Genomic DNA, 17,033 nt, shown 5'->3' with positions numbered 1-17,033 from the left:
CGGAACTTCGCCGTGGCGGCCGGCTACCGACTCCGGCCGCGCGACCGCGTCCGTGCGGGGCCCGGGCGCGGATCCCGGCGGCACGCCTCGCGACCCTGACGGAGGCGACGCTCGCCCGACCGGCGGCACGGAGCCCGGCCCGCGGCTCAGAAGCCCAGGCGCCGCAGCTGCTTGGGGTCCCGCTGCCAGTCCTTGGCGACCTTCACATGGAGGTCCAGGAAGACCGGGGTGCCCAGCAGTGCCTCGATCTGCTTGCGGGACTTGATGCCGACCTCCTTCAGGCGCTTGCCCTTGGGGCCGATGATGATGCCCTTCTGGCTGGGGCGTTCGATGAAGACGTTGGCGTGGATGTCGAGGAGCGGCTTGTCGGCGGGGCGGTCCTCGCGGGGGAGCATCTCCTCCACGACCACGGCGATGGAGTGCGGCAGCTCGTCGCGCACGCCTTCCAGCGCCGCCTCCCGGATCAGCTCGGCGACCATGACCTGCTCGGGCTCGTCGGTCAGGTCGCCCTCCGGGTAGAGCGCGGGGCCCTCCGGCAGCAGCGGGATCAGCAGGTCCGCGAGCAGGCCCACCTGCTTGCCCCCGGTGGCCGACACGGGGACGATCTCCGCCCAGGCGATCCCCAGCTCCTGGCCCAGCCGGTCGATCGCGATCAGCTGCTCGGCCAGGGCCTTGGAGTCCACGAGGTCGGTCTTGGTGACGACTGCGATCTTGGGGGTCTTCTTGATCGCGGCCAGTTCCTTGGCGATGAACCGGTCGCCCGGCCCGATCTTCTCGTTGGCCGGCAGGCAGAAGCCGATGACGTCGACCTCGGCCCACGTCGTGCGCACGACGTCGTTGAGCCGCTCGCCGAGCAGCGTGCGCGGCTTGTGCAGGCCCGGGGTGTCCACCAGGATCAGCTGGGCGTCCGGGCGGTGCACGATGCCCCGCACGGTGTGCCGGGTCGTCTGCGGCCGGTTCGAGGTGATCGCCACCTTCTGCCCGACCAGAGCGTTCGTGAGGGTGGACTTGCCCGCGTTGGGACGGCCCACGAAGCAGGCGAAGCCGGCCCTGTGGACAGCCTCGGCCGGCTTTTCGGATGACTGGGTACGCACGCTCATGGCGCCCATTGTCCCTGATCCCCGGAGCCCCGCCGTACCAGCCGTCCCACGGCTGCCGGGCAGGGGACGGCCGGGGGCTCCGGGGACCGCCCGCGTCAGCCCGCCGGTACGGTCTCGCGGACCGTGCCGTCCGGGGCGGCGACCAGTACCGGGGTCCCGGCGCCGCCCAGGTCCCGGACCGCCGCCAGGTCCTCGGCCGACGCCGACGCCGACTCGGTCACCACGGCCGCCGCCTCGAGCGACTTGGCGCCGGACGCCACCGCCATCGCCACCGCGGTCTGCAGGGCGCTGAGCCTGAGCGAGTCCAGGGCGACGGTCCCGGCGACGTACGTACGGCCGGTCTCGTCGCGCACGGCCGCCCCCTCGGGCACGCCGTTGCGGGCCCGGGTGGAACGGGCCAGGGTGACGATCTTGCGGTCCTCGGGGTCGAGGTCGGTGCTTTCGGTCATGGGGTGAGCATAAGGAAGCGGACCGGGTCCCCGGCACCGGGCAGGGCGGTCGGGCCGGTGCGGGGTGCGCCGGGAGCGCGGCTGCGGACCGGCGTCAGGCCCGGTCGAGCCTCAGCCGGTCCGCCCGCGGCAGTCCCGCCACCACCAGGTCGTAGGAGTCCTCGACCAGCTCGCGGACCATGCGGTCCGGGAGACCGCCGTCGGCGGTCACCGTGTTCCAGTGCCGCTTGTTCATGTGCCAGCCGGGGACGATCAGGCCCTCGTGCTCGGTGCGCAGCCGGACGGCGTCCTCCGGGTCGCACTTGAGGTTGACCGTGAGCGGGCGCGCGTCCAGTGCGGTCAGGGCGAACATCTTGCCCTGCACCTTGAAGACGGATGTCTCCGGGTTGAAGGGGAAGTCCTCCACGGCCGCGTTGAAGGACAGGCAGAGCGCGCGCAGCTCCCGGGGGGTCATTCCGCCTTCTTCTCCCCGTCCTGCGAGGACCCGGCCGAGGCGATCGGCTCGGCCAGCACGGTCACGATCTTGTTACGCCGGCCGGCCGCGGCCTCGGCGGTCAGCCGCAGCTCGCGGCCGTCGGGGAGCCCGACGATCGACGAGGCGCCGGCGATCGGCACCCTGCCGAGCGCCTTGGCCAGCAGGCCGCCGACGGTCTCGACGTCCTCGTCGTCGAACGCCTCCAGGCCGTACAGCTCGCCGAGGTCGCCGATGTCGAGGCGGGCGGTGACCCGGTAGCGGTCCTCGCCGAGGTCCTGGACCGGCGGGAGTTCCCGGTCGTACTCGTCGGTGATCTCGCCGACGATCTCCTCCAGGATGTCCTCGATGGTGACGATGCCAGCGGTGCCGCCGTACTCGTCGATGACGACCGCGACGTGGTTGCGTTCCTTCTGCATCTCACGCAGCAGGTCGCCCGCGTTCTTGGTGTCGGGCACGAAGAAGGCCGGGCGCATCGCCGTCGAGACCAGCTCGCTCTCGGCGTCGCGACTGATGTGCGTCTTGCGGGCGAGGTCCTTCAGGTAGACGATCCCGACGATGTCGTCCTCGCTGTCGCCGGTCACCGGGATGCGGGAGAAACCGGAGCGCAGGGCGAGCGTGAGGCCCTGGCGGATGGTCTTGTAGCGCTCGATGACCACCAGGTCGGTGCGCGGGACCATGACCTCCCGTACGAGCGTGTCGCCCAGTTCGAACACCGAGTGCACCATGCGGCGCTCCTCGGCCTCGATCAGGGACTCCTTCTCGGCGAGGTCGACCAGGGCGCGCAGCTCCGCCTCGGAGGCGAAGGGGCCGCGGCGGAAGCCCTTGCCGGGCGTGAGCGCGTTGCCGATGAGGATGAGGAGCGAGGGGATCGGGCCCATGATCCTGGCCAGCGGGACCAGGACGTAGGCCGCCGCCGTCGCCGTGTTCAGCGGGTGCTGGCGGCCGATGGTGCGCGGGGAGACCCCGACGGCGACGTAGGAGACGAGGACCATGACCGCGATGGCGATCACCAGGGCCTCGCCGGTGCTGTCGAACTGCTGCAGGCACGCGTACGTGACCAGCGCGGCGGCCGCCATCTCGCAGGCGACGCGGACCAGCAGCGCCACGTTGAGGTAGCGGGTGGGGTCGGCGGCGATCCGGGCGAGTTTGGCGCTGCCGCGCCGCCCGGACCGTACGGCCTCCTCGGCGCGGAAGCTGGAGACCCGCGCGAGGCCGGCCTCCGCGCAGGCGGCGAGCCAGGCGACGACGACCAGGGCGACCGCGCCTGCGACGAGTGCCGGGCTCATGAGACGGTCGGGGCCGGGGACGGGCCGGTCAGGCCCTTCTCCGCGCGCCAGCCGTCCACGATCGCCGCCTGCAGACCGAACATCTCGGCCTTCTCGTCCGGCTCCTCGTGGTCGTAGCCGAGCAGGTGCAGCACGCCGTGGACGGTGAGCAGCTGGAGCTCCTCGTCCATGGTGTGCCGCGTCTCCGCGTCGGCGCCCTGCTTGGCGGCGACCTCGGGGCAGAGCACGATGTCGCCGAGCAGGCCCTGCGGCGGCTCGTCGTCGTCCTTCGACGGCGGACGCAGCTCGTCCATCGGGAAGGACATGACATCCGTCGGACCCGGCAGGTCCATCCACTGGATGTGCAGCTGCTCCATGGCGTCGGCGTCCACGACGATCACCGAGAGCTCGGAGAGCGGGTGGATGCGCATCCGCGCGAGCGCGTAGCGGGCGATGTCGAGGATCGCCTGCTCGTCGACCTCGGTGCCGGACTCGTTGTTGACGTCGATCGACATGGTGCTGCTGGTCTACTTCCCCTTGGAGCGCTTGGCGCCGGTCGGCTTGCCGTGGGGCTTGTGGCCGCCGTTCTCGGTGCCGTGCTTGCTGTCGTACAGCTCGTACGCGTCGACGATACGGCCCACCAGCTTGTGCCGTACGACGTCGTGGGACGACAGCCGGGAGAAGTGGACGTCGTCGACGCCCTCCAGGATCTCCTGCACCTGCCGCAGACCGGACTTGGTCCCGCCGGGCAGGTCGACCTGCGTCACGTCACCCGTGATCACGATCTTCGAGTCGAAGCCGAGGCGGGTGAGGAACATCTTCATCTGTTCGGGGCTGGTGTTCTGGGCCTCGTCCAGGATGATGAAGGCGTCGTTGAGCGTGCGTCCGCGCATGTAGGCGAGCGGCGCGACCTCGATCGTCCCGGCGGCCATCAGGCGGGGGATGGAGTCCGGGTCGATCATGTCGTGCAGCGCGTCGTAGAGCGGGCGCAGGTAGGGGTCGATCTTCTCGTAGAGCGTGCCGGGCAGGAAGCCGAGGCGCTCCCCCGCCTCGACCGCCGGGCGGGTCAGGATGATGCGGTTGACCTGCTTGGACTGCAGGGCCTGGACCGCCTTGGCCATCGCCAGGTACGTCTTTCCGGTGCCCGCCGGGCCGATGCCGAAGACGATGGTGTGCTTGTCGATCGCGTCGACGTACCGCTTCTGGTTCAGCGTCTTGGGACGGATCGTACGGCCGCGCGAGGACAGGATGTTCTGCGTGAGCACCTCGGCCGGGGTCTCCTGGCCGTCGCTCTCCCCGTTCTCGCTCGCCTTGAGCATGGCGATCGAGCGTTCCACTGCGTCCTCCGTCATCGGCTGCCCGGTGCGGAGCACCAGCATCATCTCGTCGAACACGCGCTGAATGAGGGCGACTTCCGCGGGGTCGCCGGTCGCGCTGATCTCGTTGCCCCGGACGTGGATGTCGGCCGCCGGGAAGGCCTCCTCGATCACGCGCAGCAGGGAGTCGCCGGACCCCAGGACGGTCACCATGGGGTGCTGGGCGGGGACGGTGAACTGTGCTCTCGCCTGCTCCTGCGCGGAGGTGTGAGCTGTGGGTGTCTGAGTCATGGGCCGGCGCTTAAGGCCTGCGGTTCCTCCTCGTCACGGCCGCGCAGCTGAGGGCGGCCTCGCGATTCCAAGGGTACGACGGGGGGCTGACAACGCCGTAGGGCTTTTCGGCAGCGTGTTCGCCTCGGTGATCGTCCCCGGGTGGTGGTACGCGGGTGCGCGCCGCTCACGCCGGCCGGCGGAAGCCGATCGTCGGCACCGCCCGCCGCAGCGGCCACGGCCTGACCGGTTCGTCCGGGACCAGGTCCGCCAGGAACGCGTACCGGCGCAGGGCCGCCGGGTCCTGGCCCTCGACGGACTGGACCTTGCGCCACCAGGTGGCGATCTCGGACCAGCCGGGCGCCGACAGGGAGCCGCCGAACTCCTGGACGGAGAGCGCGGCGGTCAGGCCGGCGAAGGCGAGCCGGTCGGCCAGCGGCCAGCCGGCCAGGGTGCCGGTGACGAACCCGGCGACGAAGACGTCCCCGGCGCCGGTCGGGTCCAGGGCCTCGACCTCGATGGCCGGGACCTCGGCGCTCTCCCCCGTGCGCCGGTCCACCGCGTACGCGCCCTCCGCGCCGAGGGTGACCACCGCGAGCGGCACATGCTCGGTCAGGGCGTGCGCCGCGGCCCGGGGGCAGCGGGCGCCGGTGTACCGCATGGCCTCCTCGGCGTTCGGCAGGAACGCCTCGCAGTGCGCCAGGTCGGGCAGCCCGGCCAGGTCCCAGGCGCCGGTGTCGTCCCAGCCGACGTCGGCGAAGACCCGGGTGCCGCCGGCCGACGCCTGGGCGATCCACGGGGCCCGGCTGCCGGGCGTGAGGGAGGCGATGGCGGCACGGGCGCGGGGCGGGCGGTCGGGGGCCGGCACGGCCTCCGGGGGCGGCTCGTGGCCGTGGGAGACCATCGTGCGTTCGCCCTCGTACGCCATGGAGACCGTCACCGGGGAGTGCCAGCCGGGCACGGTGCGCGAGGGGGTCAGGTCGATGCCCTCGCCCTGGGCGAGGGCGTCCCAGCAGTAGTCGCCGTAGTGGTCGTCGCCGAAGGCCGCGGCGAGGGAGGTGCGAAGGCCCAGGCGGGCCAGCGCGGTCGCCATGTTCGCCACGCCGCCCGGGCTCGACCCCATCCCCCGTGCCCAGGACTCGGTCCCGCGCACCGGGGCGGAGTCGAGCCCGGTGAAGATGATGTCGAGGAAGACGGTGCCGGTCAGATACACGTCCCAGGGCGGGTCGTGCGGGGCGCGCCGGCCCGCCAGGGGATCGACCTGGGGGTGGCGGTGCGATCCGTCGTGCTGTGCGACCTCGCTGTGGGTTCCTTCGCGGTGTTCGCGGCGTGCTCCCCCGGCGATCGACGCGGCGGTGGACGCGGTGGACACGGTGGACGCTGTCACGGTGCGCTCCCTGACGTGGTGCGGATCAGGCCAGTGTGCCTCACACCACCGTCACCCTGGTGGCCTTCCACTGTCGGGTGAGGTGGATGCGCCGCGACCCAAGGGCACGACTTCGGTGTCCGCCCGACATCAGCGGGCTGCCATCTGACACGTTCGGGTGAGGTTCAGGTGAGCCCAGCTTGGCTTGCGAGAGGGGGATGGCTCGTGATCCGCGGGTACAAATTCCTCCTGCGTCCGACGATCCGCCAGACGGCCGCGCTAGGCGAGATGCTGCGCGACCACTGCTACGGCCCTACACCAGCAACACCGAACGCACCGACGCCCTGGCAGACTTCCTGCACACCTACAACCACCACCGCTGCCACACCGCACTCGGCGGCCAGCCACCCATCACCCGCGTTAACAACCCTGCGGGTCAATACACCTAGCCACCGGCGCAGGAAGCCGCCGCGTCAGCGGAGGCGGAGTTCGCGACGAACAGGCACAGGCCGGTCGGGCTCACCAGCGGGGTACGGAGGGGGTGACCCAGTCCGGGTCGGCCACGCGCATCGCGGCCGTGTCGTCGCGGTCCCGGTGCGTGCCGTCGTCGTCGAGCCAGCGCCCGTGGAGGAGGGCCAGCCTGTCGCGGTCGAGTTCGACGCCGAGGCCGGGCGCGTCCGAGACGGCGACCTTGCCGCCGTCGAAGGTCAGCCGTTCGGTGAGCACGTCCTCCGACTGCCAGGGGTAGTGGGAGTCGCAGGCGTGGTGGAGGTTCGGGACGGTGGCCGCCACGTGGGTCATGGCGGCGAGGCTGATGCCCAGGTGGGTGTTGGAGTGCATGGACACCCCGACGCCGAAGGTGCGGCAGACGGCGGCGAGCTGCTGGGTGTTGCGCAGCCCGCCCCAGTAGTGGTGGTCGGACAGGACGACCTGCACGGCGTTCTTCGTGAACGCCTCCTTGATCTCGGCGAACGTCGTCACGCACATGTTGGTCGCGAGCGGCACGCTGGTCCTCGCGGCGACCTCGGCCATGGCGGGGGTGCCGAGCGCGGGGTCCTCCAGGTACTCCAGGACGTCGCCGAGTTCCTCGGCGACCTCCAAGGAGGTCGCGACGGACCAGGCGCCGTTGGGGTCGAGGCGCAGGGGGTGTCCGGGGAAGGCGGCGGCGAGGGCCTTGATCGCGGCGATCTCCTCCTCGGGCGGGAAGACACCGCCCTTGAGCTTGAAGGAGGTGAAGCCGTGGCGCTCGGTGAAGACGCGGGCCTGTGCGACGACGCCGGCCGGGTCGACGGCGGCGCCCCAGTCGTCCTTCTCGCAGGCCACGCCCTCGGGGTGGTCGGCCCACTTGTAGAAGAGGTAGGCGCTGTACTCGACGGCGTCGCGCACCTTGCCGCCCAGCAGGGCGTGCACGGGCAGGCCGAGCGCCTTGCCGAGGGCGTCGAGGCAGGCGACCTCGAAGCCGGAGACGACGGACAGGCGCAGCTTGTCGGCGGTCTGGACGCCGCGCAGGCCGCCGACGTCGACCTGACCGGACACGCGGGAGGCGTCGACGGCCACCTCGTCGGCGGTGGTGAACAGGCCGTTGAGGTCGGAGACCTTCCGCCCCACCAGCTTGTTCGCGAAGGGGCGGGCCAGCTCCAGGTACTTGGTGTCGCCGTACGTCTCGCCGACGCCGGTGACCCCGCCGGCGGTCATGACCTCCACGATCAGGCGCGGGGTGTAGGGCTGGTGGACGCCCTGGGTGTTCAGCAGCGGCGGGTCGGCGACCAGGATCGGCGTCAGCCGTACCTCCGTGATGGTGAGGTCGCGGGTCACAGGGCGGCTCCTACGAGGTCGAGTCCGGTGGTGAGCAGGGTCCTGAGGCCGGCCAGGTCGGCGGCCGAGGGGTCGGTGAGCGGGGCGCGCACGGGGCCGACGGGGCGTCCGCGCAGGCGGGCGGCGGCCTTCACCAGGGACACGGCGTATCCGGGGACGCGGTCGCGCAGTTCGACGAAGGGGACGTAGAAGTCGCGCAGCAGTTTGTCGACCGTGCCGGTGTCGCCGTCGCGCAGGGCGGTGAAGAAGGCGTTCGCGATCTCGGGAGCGAAGGCGTGCACGGCGGAGGAGTAGGCGGGGACGCCGACGGCGGCGTAGGCGCCGGCCTGGACCTCGGCGGTGGTGGCGCCGTTGAAGAACAGGAAGTCCTCGGGGGCGGCGAGGACGAGCCGCTGGAGGCGGTCCAGGTCGCTGTGGCCGTCCTTGAGGCCGATGACGCCGGGGACCCGCGCGATGCGCCGGAGCGACTCGGTCGTGTAGGAGACCCGGCCGCGCTGGTAGGCGACGAGCGGGAGCCGGGTGCCGGCGGCGATCCGCTCCAGCTGGGCGACCAGCCCGTCCTGCGGGGCGGCGGTGAGGTAGTGCGGCATGACCAGCAGGGCGTCGGCGCCGGCGTCCTCGGCGACGCGGGCGAAGCGCAGGGCCTGCGCCCAGCCGTATCCGGTGCCGGCGACGACGGGCACGCGGCCGGCCGCCTCTTCGACGGCGATGGTGACGACCTGCCGGTACTCGTCCTCGTCGAGGGAGAAGAACTCGCCGGTGCCGCAGGCGGGGAAGAGGGCGCCGGGGTCGGCGGCGAGCCGTTCGGCGACGTAGGTCCGGTAGCCGTCGGGGTCGAGCGACCCGTCGGCGCGGAAGCTGGTCAGCGGGAAGGACAGGACCTTCTCCGCCGCCCCTTCCCGCAGCCGCCGGGCGACCACGGCCGCCGTGCCGGTGCCGGTGTCGAGACCGGTATCGAGACTTACCCTGGCCATCTCCCTATGTAGATGTCGTCCACGTATGGAGATGGAGATTAGGTAGGCGAACACGCGGCGTCAATGGGTCGGCGGTGTCCGATTACGATCGGCACATGTCGGAGACAGGGGGCGCGAACGGCGGCGTCCGCGAGGTGAAGTCCGCGGCGCGCACGGTCGAGTTGCTGGAGGTGCTGGCCGCGCGCGGGGACCGCCCGGCCCGGCTGCAGGAGCTGGCGGACGAGCTGGGCGTGCCGCGCAGCTCCATGTACGCCCTGCTCCAGACCCTGGTCTCGCGCGGCTGGGTCCGCACCGACGTCACCGGATCGCTGTACGGCATCGGCATCCACGCCCTGCTGACCGGTACCAGCTACCTGGACTCCGATCCGCGGGTGCGCCTGGTGCGGCCGTACCTCGACGAGGCGTCCGAGGCGCTGGGCGAGACGATCCACCTGGGGCGGCTGGACGGGCGCGACGTGGCCTATCTGGCCACCCGGGAGTCGCACGAGTACCTGCGCACGATCAGCCGGGTGGGGCGCCGGCTGCCCGCCCACGCGGGGGCACTGGGCAAGGCGCTGCTGGCGGAGCGGCCGGACGCGGAACTGCCGGAGGGGCCGTACGAGGCGCTGACGCCCACCACGCACACCGACCGGGACTCCTTGGCGGCCGACCTCGCGGAGATCCGGCACCGCGGCTACTCGGTCGACCGGGAGGAGGGCGTGACGGGGATCGTCGGCTTCGGGTTCGCGCTGCGGTACGACATGCCCGCGCAGGACGCGGTCAGTTGCTCGGTTCCGGTGGCCCGGCTGACACCCGCGCACGAGCAGCGGATCGTCGCGGTGATGCGGGAGATCCGGGCCAAGGTGGAGGCTACGGTTCCGGCCGGGGGCGGCTCCGTCCACTGGCGTTGACGACCGCTGCTACCCAGCCTTCGCAGCCCCAAACGTACGCGTGGTCCAGATCACACCCCCTGCCCTCCCGTGCCGTTCCCGCGCTTGATACAAATTGCCCGCGCGTTCCTGTCCGTCGACGGTCGTCGCCCCCTCCCCTCCTGAACCGCTCCTTTCGCATGCCCTGGGAACGCCCGTGTTCGCCCCCCGCACCACCCCCTGGCCCCTCGTCGCCCTTTTCACGGCCGGGTACCTCGCCCCGTATCTGCTGCCCACGACCGTCGGCAGACTCGACGCCGCGCTCGGTCTGACCGCCACTCAGGCGGGCGCCGTCGGCAGCGCGCTGCTGCTGAGTTCGGCTTCGGCGGGCTTCGCGCTGGCCTCCCGGGTGGAGCGGATCGGCGCGCGGACGCTGGCCCGGTTCGGACTCGCCCTGGCCGCCGTCGGCTACGGTGCCGCGTCGCTCACCACCGCCGTCCCGGCCGTCGTCGCCGGCGCGGTCGTGGGCGGGTTCGGGTCGGGGACGGCCACCACGGTCGCCGCCACCCGGATCGCCGCCGAGCGGGACCCGCACCGGGCGTCCATCCTGGGGCTGCTGAGCGTGTCCGGGCTGGCCGCCGCGGTGTACCTGACGGTCCCGCACCTCGGCCGGGGGCACGGTCTGCCGCTCGCCGCGATCGCCCTCACCGCCCTCGCCGTGTGGCCCGCGACCGGCCGGCTCCCCGGCGGTACGGCCGCCCTGCCCGCGGGCCGCGACGACGCCGCCCCGCTCCCCCGCCGGCGCTCGGGGGCGGTCCTCGCCGCCACCATGCTGTGCTGGTCCCTCGCCCAGAACGCGCTGTGGGGCGTCAGCGGCCGGATCGGGCTGACGCAGGCCCACCTCGGCGAGGCCGCGCTCGGCGTGGTCTTCGCCGCCGCCCTGGCCGCCGGTCTGCTGGGCGTGCTGGCGGCCGGGGCGCTCGGGGCGCGGCTGGGGCGCGCGGTGCCCATCGGGGCCGGGACGGTGCTCATCGCCGGGTGCATCGCGCTGAGCGCGTCGGCGACCGGGCCGGTGAGCTTCGCCGCCGGGGAGATCGCCTGGAACACGCTGTACCCGGTCGTCCTGTCGTACCTGATCGGCCTCGCCGCCTCGCTCGACCCGCGCGGCCGCTGGGCGGTGCTCGCCGGGTCGGCGTCCTCGCTGGGCACGGCGGCCGGGCCGCTGACCGGCAGCGTGCTGTCGGCCGAGGCCGGGTTCCCGGTCATGGGCGCGGTCCTCGGCGCCGGTCTGCTCCTGGTCGCGGTGCCGATGACCGCCGTCGCCCTGCACACCGGCGGGCGCCCGCTGCTGCCCGGCGCGGTCCGCCGCCGCGGCGGCACCCCGGCCGCCCTGGTCGCCGCCACCACCGGCACGCCCAGCGGCGCGGTGCCCGAGGTCGGCGCGGCGGAACAGCCGGTGGTGGAGATCCCGGTGGACGCCCCCGCCGTGCCCGTCCAGCGCGCCTACGACACGGCGGGACCCCGGCAGGCGGCGGCCACACCGGGGTCCGGGACGGGCTGAGCGCCACGGGAGCCGGCCGCTACGGGAAGACGTAGGCCTCCACCTCGGCGAGGTACCGCGCGCGCCGCTCCTCGTCGTCCTCCAGGAAGGAGGCGAGGAAGGAGTTGCGGGCGAGTTCGCGCAGCCGCTCCTCGGTCAGTGAGAGGGCCTCGCGCACGGCGTCGAAGTTGTCGCCGGCGTAGCCGCCGAAGTAGGCCGGGTCGTCGGAGTTGACTGTGCACAGCAGGCCGGCGTCGAGCATCGCGGGCAGCGGATGGTCGGCGAGGGTGTCGACCGTGCGCAGGCGGACGTTGGACAGCGGGCACAAGGTCAGCGGGACGCGCTCGCGCACCAGCCGCTCGACCAGTGCCGGGTCCTCCACGCAGCGCAGGCCGTGGTCGATCCGCTCGACGCCGAGGACGTCCAGGGCCTCGGTGATGTACTCCGGCGGCCCCTCCTCGCCCGCGTGCGCCACCCGGCGCAGCCCGAAGGCGGCGGCGGCCTCGTACACCTCGCGGAACTTCACCGGCGGGTGCCCGACCTCGGCCGAGTCCAGGCCGACGCCGGTGATGCGGTCGAGATACGGCTTGGCCGCCTCGAGGGTGCTCAGGGCCGACTCGGCGGACTCGTCGCGCAGGAAGCACATGATCAGCCGGGTGGAGACGCCGTGGTTCTCCTCGCTGCGGCCCAGCGCCCGCCACAGCCCCTCCACGACCGTGCCCATGTCGACGCCCCGGACGAGATGCGCCTGCGGGTCGAAGAAGATCTCCGCGTGCCGGACGCCCTGCGCGGCGGCGCGGGCGAGATAGGCGTCGGCGAGGTCCTCGAAGTCCCGTTCGGTGCGCAGGACCGCCATGAGTTCGTAGTACAGGTTCAGGAACGACTGGAGGTCCTCGAACCGGTACGCCTCGCGCAGTTCGCCGGTGTCCTCGTAGGGCAGCGGCACACCGTTGCGGGCGGCCAGCTCGAAGGCCAGCTCGGGTTCCAGGGTGCCTTCGATATGGAGGTGCAGTTCAGCTTTGGGCAGGGACATCAAAGCATCGTACGGCGCTTTCACCGACGTTTCGGAACCGGAACTCTCTGTAGGTCATGGGCTACGGTCAGCTCCCCCTCGTAGCCCGCCGCCCGGGCCTGCCGCTCGAACTCCTCCGGGTCCGAGTAGCGCTGGCTGAAGTGGGTCAGGACCAGGTGCCGCACACCCGCGTCCCGCGCCGCCCGCGCCGCCTGCCCGGCCGTCAGGTGCCCGTGCTCGACGGCCAGCTCCTCGTCCTCGTCCAAAAACGTCGACTCGATGACGAGCAGGTCGCAGCCCTCGGCGAGGGCGTGCACCCCCTCGCACAGCCGGGTGTCCATGACGAACGCGAACCGCTGGCCTCGGCGCACCTCGCTGACGTCCTCCAGCCGGACGCCGCCGAGCGAGCCCTCCCGCTGCAGGCGGCCCACGTCCGGGCCCGCGATCCCGTGCGCGGCCAGGCGCTCGGGCAGCATGCGGCGGCCGTCGGGCTCGGTGAGGCGGTAGCCGTAGGACTCCACGGGGTGGGAGAGCTTGCGGGCCTCGAGCGTGTAGGCGGGCGTGACCGCCAGGGGCCCGTCCGTGTCCACCGGCACCTCGGTGATGGCGACCGTCTCGCGGTAGGCGGTGGCGTACCGCAGGCGGTCGAAGAAGCGCCGGCCGGAGCGCGGGTAGTGGGCGGTGATCTCGTGCGGCACCTGGTCGAGGTTGATGCGCTGGATGACGCCCGCGAGGCCGAGGCTGTGGTCGCCGTGGAAGTGGGTGACGCAGATCCGGTTCAGGTCGTGGGCGGCGACCCCGGCGCGCAGCATCTGGCGCTGCGTGCCCTCGCCGGGGTCGAACAGGATGCCTTCGCCGTCCCAGCGCAGCAGGTAGCCGTTGTGGTTGCGGTGCCGGGTCGGGACCTGGCTGGCGGTGCCGAGGACCACCAGTTCGCGTACGGACACGCTGCTACCCGGGGGGCCATTCGAGGCCGCGGCCGCCGAGGACGTGGGCGTGGGTGTGCCAGACGGTCTGGCCGGCGCCGCTGCCGGTGTTGAAGACGATGCGGTAGCTCTCCAGCTTCTCCTCGTCGGCGACGGCCTGGGTCTCGCGCAGGAGGTCCGCGGCCAGCTCCGGGGCGCCGGCGGCGAGCGCGGCGGCGTCCCGGTAGTGCGCCTTGGGGATCACCAGGACGTGGGTGGGCGCCTGAGGGTTTATGTCACGGAAGGCGACGGTCGTCTCGGTCTCGCGGACGATCGTCGCCGGGATCCGCCCTGCGACGATCTTGCAGAACAGGCAGTCGTCCTGCGGCTCCCCTGCCATGGGGCCTCCTCACGCTGGTGATCTTCTACCGGGCATCGTATCGACTGGGTGCCTCAGTCAGAGGCGGGCAGGCTGGGCGGCGTCTTCGCCGGCGTCTCCTCCAGTGCGGCCAGCGCGATGCGGATGGCCTCGTCAAGTTGGGGGTCACGGCCCGCCGCGTGGTCCTGGGGGCGCTGCGGCACCTCGACGTCCGGGTCGACGCCGTGGTTCTCCACGCCCCAGCCGTAGCCCTCCAGCCAGAAGGCGTACTTGGGCTGGGTGATCAGCGTCCCGTCGACCAGCCGGTAACGGCTGTCGATGCCCACGACGCCGCCCCAGGTACGGGTGCCGACGACCGGACCGATGCCGAGCGCCTTGATCGCGGCGTTGACGATGTCGCCGTCGGACCCGGAGAACTCGTTGGCGACGGCGACGACCGGGCCGCGCGGCGCGTCCAGCGGATAGCTCGTGGGCCGCATGCCGCGCGGCAGGTCCCAGCCGACGATCCGCCGGGCCAGCTTCTCCACGACCAGCTGGGAGGTGTGGCCGCCGCGGTTCTCGCGGACGTCGACGACCAGGCCGTCCCGGGTGACCTCGACGCGCAGGTCGCGGTGGAGCTGGGCCCAGCCGGAGCCGACCATGTCGGGCACGTGGAGGTAGCCGAGCCGGCCGCCGGACTTCTCCTGGACGTAGGCGCGGCGGTCGGCGACCCAGGCGTGGTAGCGCAGCGGCTCCTCGTCGGCGAGCGGTACGACGACGGCGTGCCGCAGGTCTCCGCCGCCGGACGGGGAGACGGTGAGCTCGACCGGCTTGCCGGCTGTGCCGACCAGCAGCGGGCCGGGCCCGGTGACCGGGTCGACGGGCTGTCCGGCGACCGCGACGATCGCGTCCCCGGCGCGGACGGCGACTCCGGGCGCGGCGAGCGGGGAGCGGGCCTCGGGGTCGGAGGTCTCCGAGGGCAGGATGCGGTCGATGCGCCAGCTGCCGTCCTCGTGGCGGGAGAGGTCGGCGCCGAGCAGGCCCTGCCGGGCGCCGCCGCCGTGGCCGCCGCGCGGGGTGACGTAGGCGTGCGAGGTGCCGAGTTCGCCGTGCACCTCCCAGAGCAGGTCGACGAGGTCGTCGTGGGTGGCGAGGCGGTCCAGGACGGGCCGGTAGCGGTCCAGGACGCCCTCCCAGTCGACACCGTTCATGTCCGGCCGCCAGAAGTTGTCCCGCATGATGCGGCCGGTCTCGTCGTACATCTGCCGCCACTCGGCGGCCGGGTCGACGGTCTGCCGTACCCGGCTCAGGTCGACGGTGATGTTGGTGTCGCTGTCCTCGTCGCCGGAGGCCCGGCGGTCGCTGGGCACGACCTTGAGCCGTCCGTCGGTCCACAGCAGCACCCGCTTGCCGTCGCCGCTGACCTCGAAGTGGTCGGCGTCGGCGGCGAGGTGCTCCACGCGCTGCTGGGCGAGGTCGTAGCGCTCCAGCTCGGTGTGCGGGTCCGGGTCGTCCGGAGTGGCCCGGGAGGCGCCGAGGACGCCGGTGACCGGGTGGCGCAGCCACAGGACGCCGTCCTTGGCCGCGCGCAGCCGGGAGTAGCGGGCGGCCTCGACCGGGAAGGGCACGATGCGGTCGGCGAGGCCCTCGAGGTCGATCCGGGTGGTGGGGGTGCCCTCGCTGTCGGGGGTCTCCTCGCGGTCCGGGGTCTCGAAGGGGCGGCCGTGGCGCTGCGGGCCGAACGGCGAGGGGGTGGTCGCGGCGAGCGTGATCAGGTACGGGCGGGCGCCCTCGACGAAGGCCAGGTCGAAGACGTGCTCGTCGTAGACCGGGTCGAAGGACCGGGTCGACAGGAAGGCGAGGTGCTTGCCGTCCAGGGTGAACGTCGGCGAGTAGTCCTTGAAGCGCAGCGGGGTCGCCTCGGTGACCGACAGGTCGGTGGTGTTGGCGAGCTTGAGCTGGCGCAGCGGGTCCGGGCCGGCGTGCGACCAGGCGAGCCAGGCGGAGTCCGGCGAGAAGACCAGCCCGGAGGCGTCGCCGTCCTCGCTGCGGTCGACCTCGCGCACCTCGCCGGTCTCCCGCTCGACGAGCAGGACCCGCCCGTCGTGGGAGGCGACGGCGGCGCGGCTGCCGTCGGGGGCCATGGCGAGCGACAGGACCCGGCCGAGCTGTCCGGCGGCGAGGCGGCGCGGGGTGGCGCCGGGCGCGAGGCCGGTGGCGGGCGCGAACTCCAGGGCGTCGTCGCCCTCGGCATCGGTCACCCACACCACCCACTCCTCGCCCTCGGCGCGGAAGGTGCGCGGCAGCCGGGCCCGTACGCCGGGCTGCGCCGCGAGGGCGCGGGCCGGTCCGGAGCGGTGGGTGACCCAGTGGACGCCACCGCGTACGGCGACGGCGCTGCCGCGCGCGGTGTGGTCGGGGGACGCCGAGCCGAACCAGCGGGCGGCGTTGACCGGGTACGCCTGGAGGTCGACGCGCGGTCCGCCGAGCCGGATGTCCAGCCGGCGGGGCTCGGCCCCGTCCAGGTCGTCCAGGACCCACAGTTCACCGGCGGAGGAGTACACGACGCGGGTGCCGTCGGTGGCGGCGTGCCGGGCGTAGAAGCCGTCGAGGGGGGTGTGCCGGCGCAGGTCGGAGCCGTCGGCGAGGGAGGAGTAGAGCGCGCCGGTGCCCTCGTGGTCGGAGAGGAACGCGACCCGGTCCCCGGCCCAGAAGGGGTACTCGACGTTGCCGTCGAGGTCTTCGTGCAGCCGGACGAACTCGCCGTCGCCCTGGGCGTCGATCCACAACTTGCCCGCCGTGCCGCCCCGGTACCGCTTCCACCAGGCGGCCTCGCGGCCCATCGGCGCGGACAGCAGCACGGTGTGCGGCCCGTACGCGATGTCACCGACGGGCCCGTACGGCAGGGTGGCGGCGGGTCCGCCGTCGAGCGGGACGGCACGGGCCCAGGTACGGCGCAGGCTGGCCTCCCCGTACGTGCTGAGGGCGAGCACCTGTCCCTCGGGCGTCCAGCCGCGCACCTGCGTCTTCGGACTGCCCCAGTGGGTGAGGCGCTTGGCGGGGCCGCCGTCGACGGGCGCGACGTGCACCTCGGGGGCGCCGTCGCGGGTGGAGGTCCAGGCGACGGTGGTGCCGTCGGGCGAGATGCGCGGGTGGTTCACCGGCACGTTGTCGGCGCTGACCCGCCAGGCCCGGCCGCCGTCGAGCGGGGCGAGCCACACGTCGTCCTCGGCGGTGAAGGCGACCAACTCGCCGTGCGGGTGGGGGAACCGGAGGTAGGCAGGCGCTGCGGGCTGTGTCACCCCCTCACCCTATGCAGGGGCGGCGTTCGCCGACAGAG

At 73.0% G+C, this 17,033-nt stretch carries 15 protein-coding genes and 1 pseudogene; 3 read left to right on the top strand and 13 right to left on the bottom strand.

Translation table 11 applies throughout. The features are described 5' to 3' along the window. Nucleotides 1–146 precede the first annotated feature (146 nt). The 7 genes from era to IE260_RS12835 all read right to left on the bottom strand — a co-directional run bounded on the left by era (nt 147) and on the right by IE260_RS12835 (nt 6,127). Nucleotides 147–1,100: a GTPase Era gene (gene era, locus IE260_RS12865; RefSeq protein ID WP_189871121.1), complete on the bottom strand. Its 954-nt coding sequence runs from the start codon at nt 1,098–1,100 to the stop codon at nt 147–149. A gap of 95 nt (nt 1,101–1,195) precedes the next feature. After that, a complete protein-coding gene (locus IE260_RS12860) occupies nt 1,196–1,549 on the bottom strand; it encodes a cytidine deaminase-like protein (RefSeq protein ID WP_189871119.1) in 354 nt (117 codons plus the stop codon). 94 nt (nt 1,550–1,643) lie between these two features. Beyond that, nucleotides 1,644–2,003, bottom strand: coding sequence for an MmcQ/YjbR family DNA-binding protein (locus IE260_RS12855; RefSeq protein ID WP_189871117.1), 360 nt, complete (start codon nt 2,001–2,003; stop codon nt 1,644–1,646). Further along, complete coding sequence (locus IE260_RS12850; protein ID WP_189871115.1) at nt 2,000–3,310, bottom strand: hemolysin family protein; 1,311 nt, start codon at nt 3,308–3,310, stop codon at nt 2,000–2,002. Before IE260_RS12850 ends, IE260_RS12855 begins: the two co-directional genes overlap by 4 nt. Beyond that, nucleotides 3,307–3,804, bottom strand: coding sequence for an rRNA maturation RNase YbeY (gene ybeY / locus IE260_RS12845; protein ID WP_189871113.1), 498 nt, complete (start codon nt 3,802–3,804; stop codon nt 3,307–3,309). The genes IE260_RS12850 and ybeY overlap by 4 nt, the downstream gene beginning before the upstream one ends. A 12-nt stretch (nt 3,805–3,816) precedes the next feature. Continuing rightward, nucleotides 3,817–4,896 (bottom strand): PhoH family protein, encoded by a 1,080-nt coding sequence (locus tag IE260_RS12840; protein ID WP_189871111.1) that lies wholly within the window; start codon nt 4,894–4,896, stop codon nt 3,817–3,819. Nucleotides 4,897–5,062: 166 nt separating this feature from the next. Beyond that, entirely contained in the window at nt 5,063–6,127 is a 1,065-nt protein-coding gene (locus IE260_RS12835; protein ID WP_189871551.1) for a carbohydrate kinase family protein, read from the bottom strand. A 419-nt stretch (nt 6,128–6,546) separates the two neighbouring features. Between IE260_RS12835 and IE260_RS12830 the strand changes: the two are divergent. Continuing rightward, a pseudogene (locus tag IE260_RS12830) lies at nt 6,547–6,690 on the top strand (IS481 family transposase); the annotation flags it as partial. A gap of 70 nt (nt 6,691–6,760) precedes the next feature. Here the strand turns inward: IE260_RS12830 and IE260_RS12825 are convergent. Together IE260_RS12825 and IE260_RS12820 are read right to left on the bottom strand one after the other, a co-directional pair. Then, nucleotides 6,761–8,056 (bottom strand): glucarate dehydratase family protein, encoded by a 1,296-nt coding sequence (locus IE260_RS12825; protein ID WP_189871109.1) that lies wholly within the window; start codon nt 8,054–8,056, stop codon nt 6,761–6,763. Then, the gene (locus tag IE260_RS12820; protein ID WP_189871107.1) at nt 8,053–9,030 is read right to left on the bottom strand and encodes a 5-dehydro-4-deoxyglucarate dehydratase; all 978 of its coding nucleotides are present in this window, start codon (nt 9,028–9,030) and stop codon (nt 8,053–8,055) included. The genes IE260_RS12825 and IE260_RS12820 overlap by 4 nt, the downstream gene beginning before the upstream one ends. Before the next feature lie 95 nt (nt 9,031–9,125). On the opposite strand from IE260_RS12820, the gene IE260_RS12815 reads away from it, so the two are divergent. Then, nucleotides 9,126–9,920, top strand: a complete 795-nt coding sequence (locus tag IE260_RS12815) for an IclR family transcriptional regulator (protein WP_189871105.1) — start codon at nt 9,126–9,128, stop codon at nt 9,918–9,920. A 175-nt stretch (nt 9,921–10,095) separates the two neighbouring features. After that, complete coding sequence (locus IE260_RS12810) at nt 10,096–11,439, top strand: MFS transporter (RefSeq protein WP_189871103.1); 1,344 nt, start codon at nt 10,096–10,098, stop codon at nt 11,437–11,439. 19 nt (nt 11,440–11,458) lie between these two features. Here IE260_RS12810 and IE260_RS12805 read toward each other — a convergent pair whose 3' ends face one another. Genes IE260_RS12805 through IE260_RS12790 form a run of 4 tightly spaced genes read right to left on the bottom strand, consistent with a single transcriptional unit; the run spans nt 11,459 to nt 16,995 of the window. Then, nucleotides 11,459–12,451, bottom strand: coding sequence for an adenosine deaminase (locus IE260_RS12805; RefSeq protein ID WP_189871101.1), 993 nt, complete (start codon nt 12,449–12,451; stop codon nt 11,459–11,461). A 20-nt stretch (nt 12,452–12,471) separates the two neighbouring features. Then, a complete protein-coding gene (locus tag IE260_RS12800) occupies nt 12,472–13,377 on the bottom strand; it encodes a ribonuclease Z (RefSeq protein ID WP_189871099.1) in 906 nt (301 codons plus the stop codon). 4 nt (nt 13,378–13,381) lie between these two features. Beyond that, nucleotides 13,382–13,735 (bottom strand): histidine triad nucleotide-binding protein, encoded by a 354-nt coding sequence (locus tag IE260_RS12795; protein WP_189871097.1) that lies wholly within the window; start codon nt 13,733–13,735, stop codon nt 13,382–13,384. A 53-nt stretch (nt 13,736–13,788) separates the two neighbouring features. Beyond that, complete coding sequence (locus IE260_RS12790) at nt 13,789–16,995, bottom strand: S41 family peptidase (RefSeq protein ID WP_189871095.1); 3,207 nt, start codon at nt 16,993–16,995, stop codon at nt 13,789–13,791. Nucleotides 16,996–17,033: the final 38 nt, after the last annotated feature.

This window comes from Streptomyces viridiviolaceus (assembly GCF_014650995.1).
Taxonomy (GTDB): Bacteria; Actinomycetota; Actinomycetes; order Streptomycetales; family Streptomycetaceae; genus Streptomyces; species Streptomyces viridiviolaceus.
Note: the sequence above shows the minus strand (reverse complement) of the source record. Positions and strands in the feature narration are given on the sequence as shown.

Bases quoted from the DNA above. Each gene is read 5' to 3' on its own strand.
- era (WP_189871121.1), bottom strand. From the start codon at position 1,100: ATGAGCGTGCGTACCCAGTCATCCGAAAAGCCGGCCGAGGCTGTCCAC.
- IE260_RS12860 (WP_189871119.1), bottom strand. From the start codon at position 1,549: ATGACCGAAAGCACCGACCTCGACCCCGAGGACCGCAAGATCGTCACC.
- IE260_RS12855 (WP_189871117.1), bottom strand. From the start codon at position 2,003: ATGACCCCCCGGGAGCTGCGCGCGCTCTGCCTGTCCTTCAACGCGGCC.
- IE260_RS12850 (WP_189871115.1), bottom strand. From the start codon at position 3,310: ATGAGCCCGGCACTCGTCGCAGGCGCGGTCGCCCTGGTCGTCGTCGCC.
- ybeY (WP_189871113.1), bottom strand. From the start codon at position 3,804: ATGTCGATCGACGTCAACAACGAGTCCGGCACCGAGGTCGACGAGCAG.
- IE260_RS12840 (WP_189871111.1), bottom strand. From the start codon at position 4,896: ATGACTCAGACACCCACAGCTCACACCTCCGCGCAGGAGCAGGCGAGA.
- IE260_RS12820 (WP_189871107.1), bottom strand. From the start codon at position 9,030: ATGGCCAGGGTAAGTCTCGATACCGGTCTCGACACCGGCACCGGCACG.
- IE260_RS12815 (WP_189871105.1), top strand. From the start codon at position 9,126: ATGTCGGAGACAGGGGGCGCGAACGGCGGCGTCCGCGAGGTGAAGTCC.
- IE260_RS12805 (WP_189871101.1), bottom strand. From the start codon at position 12,451: ATGTCCCTGCCCAAAGCTGAACTGCACCTCCATATCGAAGGCACCCTG.
- IE260_RS12795 (WP_189871097.1), bottom strand. From the start codon at position 13,735: ATGGCAGGGGAGCCGCAGGACGACTGCCTGTTCTGCAAGATCGTCGCA.